This is a genomic window from Frankia sp. CgJB1 (assembly GCF_977947065.1).
On the sequence record NZ_CDWTNB010000029.1, the window covers coordinates 1 to 12,953 of the forward strand.

Sequence of the window (12,953 nt, forward strand, 5' to 3'; positions counted from 1 at the left end):
CGACGGACCCGTCCCACCCGAGATTCGCACGGCCGGGGTGGCGCTCACGTTTGGCACGAACGATTTCGGAACCTCGGCCCGGCGCATCTTCACGGGCAGGCAGCCCACGGTTCAGAAATCTCCGAGAAATGGCCGGCCGAGCCGACAAGGACAACCTCGGTAACCGAGTCTCCACGCCGAAGACCCGATGATCTACAACTAACGCGGGCAGGAGGCCGGACTCGGCGGGTACCGGTGGTACGGCGCCCGGGAAGGCGACCGGAACTCCCGGCGCCAACGTGGTGATCTCCCGGCCCGCCGACACCGCCGGCCCCGCCATGATCAACCTTCCGAGTAGTCACCCGACAACCGCCTGGGACCACTAGCGGTGACATATTCGGATCGAAGCGACCATTACATCCTGTTTTTCCCGTGAATTTGCATCACGTCACGTGATCAGAAAGCCTGTCAGACCGCACGACACTCAACCCTTACATGACTGTCGGATCCTGCTCGGGCGACAATCGCAACCGTGTACGACCGCCCGTACGACCGCCGCTCCGGGCACCGGCCGGGGTACCCGCACCAATTCGTTACCTTAAGTTTCCCTCGATTCCCCCGGGACCGCGGAACAATAAAGACGTCACTCCCCCCGTGGAGTAGCGTATTTACGCTATTAGTCTTACTCTCCCGTTACGGCACGGTGGAATCGGGGACACGTGGCGGAGTCATTGGGATCTGTCCAGGCGCTGTGCATTCTCTTCTTCTGCGAGCAGTACCCGCCCGTCGTCTGGGACGGCGCGGGCACCTACACCGCGGCGCTGGCCACGGCACTCGCGAAACTCGGCCACGACGTCCACGTGCTGTGCGCCCAGGGGCGTCAGGTCGTCGACTCGGTGAAGGACGGGGTGCACGTCCACCGGCGCCCGTTACTGCGGGTGCCGGTCAGCCGCGGGCTGGGAAAGCTCGGCGCCCAACTCCGGGGACCCCTGTACCCGCGTGACTCGCTGACGCTGCGGGCCAGCCTCCCGCTGTCCTACAGCTTATGGATGCGTCAACTCGGGCTCAGACCAGACGTGATCGAGACCCAGGACGGGGAAACCCGCGGTCTGATCCAGGCCATGCGTCGCTCCACGCCGCTCGCCATCCACCTGCACTGCCCGACCATGCTCACGGTCAGGCTTTCCGGCCAGCCGGTCGGGTTGAAGGGCCTGGTCGCCGACCGGCTGGACCGGACGTCGGCGGGCCGGGCCGCCGTGGTCACCTCACCGTCGCAGCTGCTCGTCGACACGCTGCGGGAGCAAGGCTGGTTGGGTGACCGTGAGGTGGAGGTGATTCCCAATCCGTTCGACGCCGAGCCGTGGCTCGACATACCCGACGTCGCCGGCACCACGCCGACAGTCGCCGTCGTGGGCCGACTCGAGGCCTACAAGGGCGTGGATGTGCTGCTCGACGCGTCAGCCCGCCTTCGTGGCGCGGGGGTGGCGCACCGGCTGGTGCTCGCGGGGCGCTCGGCGGGCGAGATCAACGGGGTGCCCTCGGGCGAGTGGCTGGCCCACCGGGCCCGCCAGCTTGAGCTGGACGTCAAGTTCACCGGGCACCTGTCCGGTTCTCAGATCCGCGACGTCTACCGGCGGGCCCGCGTCGTCGCCGTGCCGAGCCGCTTCGAGAGCTTCTCGATCGCGGCCGTCGAGGCGATGGCGGCCGGCCGGCCGGTGGTGACCACGACCCGGGCCGGAGTCGCGCCCTTCGTCGAGCGGTGGGAGGCCGGATCCTCGGTACCGGCCGGCGATCCGGTGGCGCTGGCGGATGCGCTGGCGCCGTTCCTGCTCGACCCCGCGCGGGCGAGCGCGTTCGGGGCCCGGGGTCGTCTCGGCGTGGTCGAGATCGAGCCCTCGGCCATCGCCCGCCGTAAGGTCGAGGCATACCGGCGCGGCATCGCGCACTTCGGCACCCGGAACCGGCAGCAACACCCCGACCGAGCCACGCGGCCGACGGTTTATACCCCGACCTGTCCCGGGAACGGCGCCGCCACCGGCGCTGGCCCGCCGCCCGGCCCTGAGGTGGCGCCCGCAGGCTGACTACCGGCTGCCCCGTGCCTGGTGGCCGGCCCGCCACCGCCGCTCGAAGTCGAGGTGCCGCAGCGCCCCCGCGACGACGTAGACCTCGTACCGACTCCCCAGGGTCGCGAGCAGGGAACCGGTCACCGGGGTGGCGGCGCCGGACGCCGCGTCGTCCTCCCCCACCTGGGTGGCGTGCTCCGCGATGGCCCTGCGCTGCCGCGCCCGGAAGCCGCGGGCGTCCACGAGCAGCGGACGGCGTTCCCGCAACCGGCGGACCGGCTGGACGAACAGACGCTCAGCCGACCAGCCCGCCGTCCCGTAGCCCAAGGTCCAGGGCCAGTGCGTCCAGAACCAGACGGTGTATTCGAGCACCTGGCCGCGATAACCGGTGGTGGCGACCGCTCGGCGCACCGCCTCGTTGGTCGCGTCGTGGTCCGGGTGCCCCTCGCACGAGGTCGGCGCCAGGATCTGCTCGGGCGCGAGGGTCTCGATGAGCTCGGTGAGCCGCGCAGCGATGGCGTCGATCCGGTCGGAGAGCTCGGCGTCGGGGAAACCGAGGAAGCGCACGTCGGACTCGTCGATGTCCAGCAAGGCGCAGGCCCGGCGGGTCTCCGCCTTGCGCACCTCGATCAACTCCGCTGGCGGGAGCGTCACCGGCTCCGCGCGGGAGCCGTCGCTGACAATCATCACCGTGACCGGGGTGCCTGCGGCCCGCTTACGCATGATGGCCACCGCGCAGCCCAGCGTCTCATCGTCGGGGTGTGGTGCGACGACGAGACACGACCTCGTCGTCATGGACGAGGTGATATCGATGCCGCGCCGGGTCCAGGCCCGGCGCCACAGCGACCGCGCCGGCACCATCACCCGATCACGTACCGTCTCTGGATCACCCGGGATCACCCACCGGACCGCCTTCGCCACATTCATCCCGTCGACCTCCCGTACGGCGGCGAACACCGGCCAGCGGACACGATCCGAGATCGACGCCGTGGCCGCGCTCACTGTAGCGACCACCACCGACATTCCGCCCTCGGGTGGTGTTCCCGCAGGTCCTCGCCATGTTCGTCCACGAGACGCCGATGGGCGCAGAGCAGCTCTTCGCCGGGCTCGGCCCTCCCGGCAGGCATGGCGGAACGACAAGGTCCGCCCCCGCGCGGACACAACCCACCCAGAGTGGAGCGGGCGACGGGAATCGAACCCGCGTTGCAAGCTTGGGAAGCTCGTGTTCTGCCTCTGAACTACGCCCGCGTAGCGCATTCGCATCGTACTGGACGGACCGGGTCGGGTGGGGCCCCGGGCCGTCCGGCGCGTCCGGAGTCAGCCGTCGATGCTGTTGACGGAACCGCTTGGGCCGGTAGGACCGATACGATCGCTGGCCGGGGCGATGCCGAAGCTGGTGGCTGAGCCGGCACCGACGCCCCCACCCGCACTGGCGCCCCCACCCGCGCCCCCACCCGCACCGGAGTGGCCGCCGGTCCCGGGCAGGCGCAGGAAGCGCAGCGGCTCCCGACCCGGGGGCTGCTTCGGCCGTTCCAGGACGGGCGTCGGCGGGACCTCCATGCTGACCGGCTGGCCGGGAACCACCCGGACGGTCTTGCCGTGGTGCAGCAACGTCATCGCCGGCCCCGCGGGGACGGTGTAGACCGCCGTCGAGTCGGAGACCTCCACCCGCAGGTGCTGCCCGCGGACACAGAGCCCGAAGGCCAGCCTGGTCAGTCCCTCGGGCAACCGCGGCGCGAACGAGATCACCTCACCGCCGTCACGCAGCCCACCGAAGCCCTCGACGAGGGCGATCCAGCTTCCCGCGAGGGAGGCCATGTGTAGCCCATCTCCGGTGTTGTGCTCGATGTCATGCAGATCCATCAGGGCGGCTTCGCGCAGGTAGTCATGGGCGAGCGACAGGTGCCCACACTCAGCGGCCAGCACCGCCTGGGAGCATGCCGACAGTGACGAGTCCCGAACCGTCAGAGCTTCGTAGTAGGCGAAGTTGCGGATCTTCTCGTCCATCGTGAAGGCATCACCCCGGCGCTGCATCGCCAGGACCAGGTCCGCCTGCTTGACGATCTGCTTGCGGTAGAGGTCGAAGTACGGGAAGTGCAGCAGCAGAGGGTACTGCTCGGGCGCGGTGTTCGCGAAGTCCCAGACCTGGTGTTCGGTGAATCCCTCGGACTGCGGGTGGACGCCGAGATGGGGGTCGTAGGGGATGGACATGTTCTCGGCCGCGTCCCGCCAGGACGCCGTGACCTCGGCATCCACGCCCAACTCGGCGGCCCGGTCGGGATGGCGGCGGGCGGCGTCCGCCGCGGCCACGAGGTTCCGCTGCGCCATCAGGTTCGTGTAGACGTTGTTGTCGGCGATAGCCGAGTACTCGTCCGGGCCCGTGACACCGTCGATCCGGAAGCGGCCGTCGAGGTCGTGATGTCCCAGCGACCGCCACAGCCGGGCGGTCTCGATCAGGATCTCCAGCCCCACCGTGCGCTCGAACTGCTCGTCCCCGGTGATGGTGACGTAGCGGGCGACCGCGTCGGCGATGTCGGCGTTGACGTGAAAGGCGGCCGTCCCGGCCGGCCAGTACCCGGAGCACTCCTCGCCGTGGATGGTGCGCCAGGGGAAGACGGCGCCCTTCAGATTGAGCAGATCGGCTCGTTCCCTGGCCAGTGGCAGAGTCGCGTACCGCCAGTGCAGCGCGTCGGCCACCGCGTCAGGCGCGGTGTACGTCAGGACGGGGAGCACGTACGACTCGGAGTCCCAGAAGGCGTGCCCGTCGTATCCGGGGCCGGTCAGGCCCTTGGCCGGGATCGCCCGCCGCTCGGCCCGCGCTCCGGCCTGCAGGACGTGGAACAGCGCGAAGCGAACGGCCTGCTGCACCTCCGGGTCGCCGTCGACCTCGACGTTGGCCCGCTTCCAGAAGGTATCCAGATACTGCCGCTGCTCGCCGACGAGACCGGGCCACCCGGTCTGCCGCGCTGCGACCAGCGCCGCGGCGGCCTGGTCCCTCAGGGCTGGGAGGGACCGTTGCTCCGACCAACCGTAGGCGATGAACTTGACCATCCGTAGCTTCTCGCCCGGGGCGAGCACCGCCGTGGCCGTCACCCGGCCGGCGTCCGGCTCGCTCTCCGAGGAGACACCCAGCGAGTCCGGCCCGGCGAACTCGTGGTCCATGGCCGCGGCGACACGGATCTCGCTGCGGTGGGTGATGTGGACGAGCTCGACCATCGTGCCGCTCGCCCGATGGCGCTCGGACCGCAGCGGCGACTCCAGCGCAGCCGCGGCCCGCGGGTCACCGTGCCAGGCCGGCAGCTGCTCGTTGGCCACCAGCTCCGACTGGATGACGATCCGCGCCGGGTCGCCCACCGGCTCAATCTCGTAGTACACGGCCGCGATGGAACGCTGCGAGAACGACACCAGCCGCTCGGAGTGCACCCGGATGGTCTGCCCCGCCGGCGAGACCCATTCCACGTCCCGCCGGAGCACGCCCTCCCGGAAGTCGATCGCCCGCTGATGCGACCGCAGATCGCCATAGCGGATGTCGAACGGCTCGTCGTCGACGAGTAGACGGATCACCTTGCCGTTGGTGACGTTGATGACCGTCTGGCCGGACTCGGGATATCCATAGCCGGCCTCGGCATAGGGCAGGGGCCGCAGCTCGTGGACCGAGTTCAGGTAGGTGCCCGGCAGGCCGTGCGGATCGCCCTCGTCGAGGTTTCCCCGGAGCCCGATATGGCCGTTGGACAGGGCGAACAATGACTCGGACCGGCCCAGATCGGAGATGTCGAGACCGGACTCCTGGATGGACCACGGCTCAATCAGATAAGACACTTTGTCGATCATGCGGGGCCGGGTCCGGAGCCGTGGCCGAGCAGGTCCGCCAGGTCGTTTACCACGATGTCGGCCCCGTGGGCGCGCAACGCTGCGGCGTGCCCTACCCGGTCGACCCCCACGACCCAGCCGAACCCGCCGGCCCGCCCCGCCTCGACGCCGGCCAGGGCGTCCTCAAACACCGCCGCCCGCCGCGGCGGCACCCCGAGCAGCCGGGCGCCGGCGAGGAAGGTGTCGGGCGCTGGCTTTCCGGCGAGATGGTCACGGGCGGCGACGATGCCGTCCACCGCTCCGTCGACGAGGGCGTCAAGCCCGGTCGCCTTCAACACCTCGGCGCAGTTGGCGCTGGAGGAGACGACCGCGCGGGGGATCCCCCGCGCGGCCAGTTCCCGCAGGTACGTCACCGAGCCGGGGTAGATGTCCACACTGTCCCTCCTAATCCGTTCCAGCAGGAGGAAATTCTTCCGGTTGGACAGCCCATGCACGGTGAGCGCGGACGGCGGGTCGTCCGGTGTTCCGTCGGGAAGCCTGATGTGACGGGCGTCGAGAAAGGCTCGCACTCCGTCGATCCTGGGCCGGCCGTCAACGCACTCGGCATAGTCATGCTCGAGGTCGAAGGGGACGAACGGCCCTCCCGACCGCTTGGCCCAGTTCTCCAGAAAATCGTCGAACATCTCTTTCCACGCGGCCGCGTGGATCGTCGCAGTGTTCGTCAGCACGCCATCCAGATCGAACAGACATGCCTCGATGTGATCGGGTAGCCCGAGCATCCGTCCCGCCTGTCCCTTCCGCCCCAGCCTTCCCCGGGAGCACCCACCCGTCCGGCCGGGTATTCATCGACCGGCCACGTGCCTCCTACCCGGGTCACGCTCCGTCTCACTCTTCCACACGGCTCCGTCCTCCTCCGGGTGGAGGGTGAAGATCAACCGCTCATGCTCTAACGTCCGGGACGTGCTGTTGTCCGACCGGGACATCCGGACCGAGATCGCCACGGGCCGGATCCGTCTCGACCCCCACGACCCTGGCCTCATCCAGCCGTCCAGCATCGACCTACGGCTGGACTGCTGGTTCCGGGTCTTCGCCAATCACCGGTACAGCCACATCGATCCCTCTCTCGAGCAGGAGGATCTCACCGAGCTCATCGCCCCGGAGGGCGACGAGCCGTTCGTCCTGCATCCGGGCGAGTTCGTCCTCGGCTCGACACTGGAGATCGTCACCCTGCCCGACGATCTCGCCGGCCGGCTGGAAGGGAAGTCGAGTCTCGGCCGGCTCGGGCTGCTCACGCACTCGACGGCGGGCTTCATCGACCCCGGCTTCTCCGGGCACGTCACGCTGGAACTGTCGAACGTGGCGACGCTGCCGATCAAACTCTGGCCCGGCATGAAGATCGGCCAGCTCTGCCTGTTCCGGCTGTCCTCGCCGGCCGAGCACTCGTACGGCTCGACCATTTACGGCTCGCGCTACCAGGGCCAGCGCGGCCCGACTCCGTCGAGGGCCTACCGGGGCTTCACCCGCGCACCGGTCCCGAACGGGGAGATCCCCCCAGGCTGACTTCCTTGCCTTTCAGCTTCCTTGCCTTTCCAGAGGGTTTCATGTTCGATTTATCCCTCTGGAAAGGCAAGGGCACAATCTAGCCGACAGGCTCGGCGGACGCCTCGGTCGGAGCCGCTGGCGCCGCCGGCGCCAGCGAACGGGCCAGGAGCTGGGAGACGTCAAGCACCTCGACGCCGTCCTTCGCCTCGCCGCTCAGCTTCTTCTCGGTGACGGCGTCGGTGAGCATCACGATGCAGAACGGGCAGGCGGTGGACACGACGTCCGGGTCGAGGCCGAGGGCCTCCTCCATCCGGTCCACGTTGACCCGCTTACCGATCTTCTCCTCCATCCACATCCGCGCGCCGCCGGCACCGCAGCAGAAGCCGCGGTCCTTGCAGCGGTGCATCTCCTGGCCCCGGATGCCCGGGATTGCCGCCAGGATCTCCCGCGGCGGGGTGTAAACCTTGTTGTGCCGCCCGAGGAAGCAGGGGTCGTGGTAGGTGACCGACGACTCCACCCGGGTCACCGGCACCAGCTTGCGCTCCTCGACCAGTTTGCCGAGCAGCTGGGTGTGGTGGACGACCTCGTACTGACCGCCGAGAGCCGAGTACTCCCGGGCGAGGCTGTTGAAGCAGTGCGGGCAGGTGGCAACGATCTTCTTGACGCCCGTGGCGTTCAGCAGCTCGATGTTCGCCTTGGCCATCTCCTGGTACAGGTACTCGTTGCCGAGCCGGCGCGCCGGGTCTCCGGTGCAGGACTCGTTCGTACCGAGGATCGCGAACTCGACCCCGGCGGTGTGCAGGAGCTCCGCGAAGGCCCGCGCGACCTTTTTGGCGCGGTCCTCGATCGCCCCGGCGCAGCCGACCCAGTACAGGTACTCGACGTCGTCGGGGATCTGCTCACCGTCGCCGAGGACACGCACCTCGAAGGGCAGGCCCTCGGTCCACTCGGTGCGGGTCCGCGGCGAGACGCCCCACGGGTTGCCGTTGTTCTCGAGGTTGCGCAGCATGACGCCGGCCTCGGACGGGAACGCCGACTCGATCATCACCTGGTAGCGACGCATGTCGACGATGTGGTCGACATGCTCGATGTCCACCGGACACTGTTCAACGCACGCGCCGCAGTTGGTGCACGACCACAGGACGTCGGGATCAATGACCCCGCCCTCCTCCTCGGTGCCGACCAGCGGCCGGTCGACCTGCGGCTGACCGGGCTGCGGCACCCGGCCGAAGCCGGACTCGGGCACATGGTGCACGGTGTGGGAGTCGGAGGCGTCCTCGGCGATCCCGGTGACCGCCTTCGGCGCCTCCTCGCCCTCCGCCGCGCCCTCGGTGGACAGCAGGTAGGGCGCCTTGGCGAAGAGGTGGTTACGCAGATCCATGATCAACAACTTCGGTGACAGCGGCTTGCCAGTGTTCCACGCCGGGCACTGGCTCTGGCACCGCCCGCACTCGGTGCAGGTGGCGAAGTCGAGCATGGCCTTCCAGGAGAAGTCCTCGACCTTGCCGACGCCGACGACCGGCTCGTCCTCCTCCATCAGCTTCTCGATGTCGGGGGTGGTGGCCAGCGGGCCGAGGGCCACCGGCTGGCGCTTGAGCACGACGTTGATCGGAGCCAGGCCGATGTGCAGGTGCTTCGAGTAGACCACCAGCACCGAGAAGCCCATGATCACCGCAATGTTGAGCAGTAGGAAGACCGTCTCGATGCCCTCGTTCACCTCGTGGGAGAGGCCGGAGAAGATGCGGCTCACGGCGTAGGACGCGAAGGCCCACTTTGTCTGGCCCTGCGGAAGGTTGCCGGTGTTGTACTGGGCGCCACGGCAGATCAACAGTGTCACGATGACGGCGGTGATCAGGCCGAGGATGACCCAGGCCGGCCCGGTGTGCGAACCGTAGAATCGCGACTTGCGCTCCAGCCGCGCCGGGGCGTCCTTCAACCGGATGATCGTGAAGGCGGCCAGGCCGGCGAGGACCGCCACGGCGAAGAAGTCCTCGAGGAAGCCGATGGCCGCCCAGTGCCCGAATCCCGGGATGTGGAAGTCGTCGTCGAACAGGCCGCCGTAGGCCTCGATGACGGTCAGCAGCAGGATCGTGAAGCCCCAGAAGGTGAAGAAGTGGGCCGCCCCGGGCACCGACCACTTCAGCAGCTTGCGCTGCCCCCCGACCTCGCTGATCTCCGTCCAGACGCGGGTCGGCAGGTCGTCGAGCCGGCCCTCGGCCGGCTGGCCGGACCTGATCAGCCGGAACAGCCAGAAAACCCGGCGCCCGGCAACCGCGAGAGCAATCAGCGTGATCGCTCCACCGATCGCAATTCTCACAGCATCCTCCATCTGGCACCCACTATCGCGGGCGAGCCTGCTCGTACCGACCAGCAACGTATGGGACGAGTGGCTCACGCCACCCGGACAAGTGGCCCGCGCCACCGTAGGGGCGGGTCCGGTACCACCTCCCGGCCAACCTGCCTGGCTGGGTCCCCACCCCTGGGCGTAGGGGCACTATGAGGCCGACAGCGAACCCGCTCACCGTCGGCCCTGCCACGATGTGGTCCGAGCGGCCCGAGCTAGGGGGCCCAAAGGCCCGATCGTCCGCGCGAGGTGCACGAGACTGCTACGTTCAGCGGCAGACGCCCAACCAACACGCAACGCCTCGCACCGTCACGACTACCACGGCGCCCCGGATCCCGCCATCCCGGAACGTCGCTCCCCCCGCCGGGAGCCTCCCGGGCCGACGAGGTCAACCCTTGTGCCGGCAGGTGCTTCGACGCACCATAAGGACAGCTTTCGCCCACGGTGACCGGGCGATCGTGTGTCCCGCGGTGCTCGCCACCTTCACGTTGTGCATGGGCCCGGTGCCAGCGCTGCCTTGACGACGCCCGGCGTGCCCCGGCGGACGGGCCCCCTACCGACGTTGACGACCCCGCGAGCGACAACTCCGCGAACGACAACCCTGCGAACATGGTGGGCACGATGGCGACGATCACCCGGCCGACGATGACCCGAGTCGGCCGCCCTGGACACTCCCTGCAGACGGAGTACCTCCGGGCCAGGGAGAACCAGGCACTCGTGCGGCGGGACAAGCTGAGCCGCGAGGTACCCCGCACCGCGGTGCGCTCGGCCCTGGTGGGACTCGTTCTCGCCCTCGTCATCGGCTTCGGCCTGGGGCTGCCCACGGTCGCGGTCGTCGTGTTCCTGCTGGTCTTCATCGCCTGGCCGGCCGGGATCGTGATCGCCTCGTTCGGGACCGCCCCCGACGTCGAGTCGCTGCGCGAGGGGGCCGAGGCGGAGCGCAGGACCGCCCGCGCCATCGCCCGGCTGCGCCGCCAAGCGTACGTCATCCTGCACGACCGGGCCGTCCCCTACTCCGAGGCGACCATCGGTCACCTCCTGGTCGGGCCCGGCGGGGTGATGGTGCTCAGCAGCGACAACAACAAGGGCACCGTGCGGTACAAGAAGGGTGGGGCGACCTGTGACGGAGAGTCACTCAAGCCCCCGATCGACCGCACCGCCTGGTTGGGTGGCGAGGTCCGCAACCAGATCCGCGCAGCACTGCCGATGCTTAAGATCCCGGTAAGTTCGATCCTGGTGATGGTCGAGGCCAACGTCCTGTGGAGCGACGGCGCCCTCGACGGAGTGACGATCATCAGCATCAAGGACGTCGTCAACTACATCCGGCGCAAGCCCGGCCGGCTCAACCCCGGTGAGGTCCAGCAGATCGCCGCCGCCACGGAACGGCTGTTTCCGGCCTACTCGGCCAACCGCCTCGCCGAGCAGATCACCGTCGGTCGGGACCAGTGGCTGACCCTGATGGACGCGCTGCGCACGATCCGTGAGCGCGACGGGGACGCTTCCGAGATGCTCGACCGGCTCGCCCAGATCGAGTCCGACCTGGGCCGGCAGGCCGACCTCATCAACCGGACCGGAATGCCGCTCACGGTTCCCGGCCGAGCGGGCACTGACGAGGCCGCGAACGGCGGCGGCGCGGCCTCCGGGCCGGACGGTCCGTCGGCTGCCGGCATGGGGCCGGTCGTCTCGCCCCGGCTCGGATCACGCGCGGGCGGACGGCCGCGCCCGGGAGCCCGCCGCGGGCGCATCCTGGCCGCCGTTCGACCGCCCCGGGAGACGACGGACCCCGACGCCGGCCAGGCGCCCGGCGACGGTGCCGCGGGTGACTCGGCCCCGCAGCCACCCGCCGGAAGCTGACGCTCTCCCACTCCACTCCACGCGGCTCCCCCGCAGGCTCTTCCCGCCAGCTCCCCTTCCGGTCCCGTCCGGCGGCGCTGGCGGGAATTTCCCGGCCGCACAAAAGTTGAGCGCGCTAGGATCACCTCTGTCAGGCTATGATAAGAGCCGTCATCATGAGTCAGAGCGACTCAACACACCAGCCTGGCTTAGCGTTGGCGGAACCGAGGCTTCCCGGAGTGATCCTCAAACCTCGGTTCACCGACAGGTTCCATCCCCACGAGGTCGGTGCGCCCGCCTGATCGGCGCCACCGACATGATCGAAAGGCACACAGACATGGCACGAGCGGTCGGTATCGACCTCGGCACCACGAACTCCGTCGTGAGCGTGCTCGAGGGCGGCGAACCCACGGTGATCGCCAACGCCGAGGGCTCCCGGACGACCCCGTCGGTCGTGGCTTTCGCGAAGAACGGCGAGGTCCTGGTCGGCGAGGTCGCCAAGCGTCAGGCGGTGACAAACGTCGAGCGCACCATCCGGTCGGTCAAACGCCACATGGGCACCGACTGGAAGATGACGGTCGACGCGAAGGATCTCACGCCCCAGGAGATCAGCGCGTTCATCCTGCAGAAGCTGAAGCGGGACGCCGAGTCCTACCTCGGTGAGACGGTCACGGACGCGGTCATCACCGTCCCGGCGTACTTCGATGACGCCCAGCGTCAGGCCACTACCGAGGCGGGCACGATCGCCGGGCTCAACGTCCTGCGGATCGTCAACGAGCCGACCGCCGCGGCCCTCGCCTACGGGTTGGACAAGGGCGAGAAGGAGCAGACCATCCTGGTCTTCGACCTCGGTGGCGGTACCTTCGACGTCTCCCTGCTGGAGATCGGCGACGGTGTCGTCGAGGTGAAGTCCACCTCCGGTGACACCCACCTCGGTGGTGACGACTGGGATCAGCGCGTCACCGACCACCTGATCAAGACTTTCAACGGCCAGCACGGGGTCGACCTCGGCAAGGACAAGATGGCCCTGCAGCGGCTGCGGGAGGCTGCTGAGAAGGCGAAGATCGAGCTTTCGCAGTCCACCCAGACCACGATCAACCTGCCCTACATCACCGCGTCGGCCGAGGGTCCCCTGCACCTCGACGTCTCACTGTCGCGCGCCGAGTTCCAGCGGATGACCTCCGATCTCATCGACCGCTGCAGGCACCCCTTCCAGCAGGCGGTGAAGGACGCGGGGATCAAGGTCAGCGACATCGACCACGTCGTCCTCGTCGGTGGTTCCACCCGGATGCCCGCCGTCGTCGAGCTGGTCCGCGAGCTGACCGGGGGCAAGGAGCCGAACAAGGGCGTCAACCCGGACGAGGTCGTCGCCGTCGGCGCCT

At 68.9% G+C, this 12,953-nt stretch carries 8 protein-coding genes and 1 tRNA gene; 4 read left to right on the top strand and 5 right to left on the bottom strand.

Translation table 11 applies throughout. The annotated features are described in order from the left end of the window. Positions 1-698 precede the first annotated feature (698 nt). Positions 699-2,060: a glycosyltransferase family 4 protein gene (locus tag AC08OT_RS05600; protein WP_476594692.1), complete on the top strand. Its 1,362-nt coding sequence runs from the start codon at positions 699-701 to the stop codon at positions 2,058-2,060. On the opposite strand, the gene AC08OT_RS05605 is transcribed toward AC08OT_RS05600, so the two are convergent. The 4 genes from AC08OT_RS05605 to AC08OT_RS05620 form a co-directional block, all read right to left on the bottom strand. Next, a complete protein-coding gene (locus AC08OT_RS05605) occupies positions 2,061-3,044 on the bottom strand; it encodes a PIG-L deacetylase family protein (protein WP_476597842.1) in 984 nt (327 codons plus the stop codon). Between the two features lie 172 nt (positions 3,045-3,216). After that, a tRNA-Gly gene (locus AC08OT_RS05610) sits at positions 3,217-3,290 on the bottom strand. Positions 3,291-3,359: 69 nt separating this feature from the next. Next, a complete protein-coding gene (locus AC08OT_RS05615) occupies positions 3,360-5,873 on the bottom strand; it encodes a glycoside hydrolase family 65 protein (RefSeq protein ID WP_476602593.1) in 2,514 nt (837 codons plus the stop codon). Further along, positions 5,870-6,631, bottom strand: coding sequence for a beta-phosphoglucomutase family hydrolase (locus AC08OT_RS05620; protein WP_476595025.1), 762 nt, complete (start codon positions 6,629-6,631; stop codon positions 5,870-5,872). The genes AC08OT_RS05615 and AC08OT_RS05620 overlap by 4 nt, the downstream gene beginning before the upstream one ends. A 181-nt stretch (positions 6,632-6,812) precedes the next feature. Between AC08OT_RS05620 and dcd the strand changes: the two genes are divergently transcribed. Further along, entirely contained in the window at positions 6,813-7,412 is a 600-nt protein-coding gene (gene dcd, locus AC08OT_RS05625; RefSeq protein ID WP_476592663.1) for a dCTP deaminase, read from the top strand. A 79-nt stretch (positions 7,413-7,491) separates the two neighbouring features. Here dcd and AC08OT_RS05630 read toward each other — a convergent pair whose 3' ends face one another. Continuing rightward, positions 7,492-9,711 (bottom strand): (Fe-S)-binding protein, encoded by a 2,220-nt coding sequence (locus AC08OT_RS05630; RefSeq protein WP_476592662.1) that lies wholly within the window; start codon positions 9,709-9,711, stop codon positions 7,492-7,494. 648 nt (positions 9,712-10,359) lie between these two features. Between AC08OT_RS05630 and AC08OT_RS05635 the strand changes: the two genes are divergently transcribed. Together AC08OT_RS05635 and AC08OT_RS05640 are read left to right on the top strand one after the other, a co-directional pair. Next, positions 10,360-11,592: a nuclease-related domain-containing protein gene (locus AC08OT_RS05635; RefSeq protein ID WP_476592661.1), complete on the top strand. Its 1,233-nt coding sequence runs from the start codon at positions 10,360-10,362 to the stop codon at positions 11,590-11,592. Between the two features lie 316 nt (positions 11,593-11,908). Then, on the top strand, positions 11,909-12,953 hold a 1,045-nt coding region (locus tag AC08OT_RS05640), incomplete at its 3' end, for an Hsp70 family protein (RefSeq protein WP_476602594.1).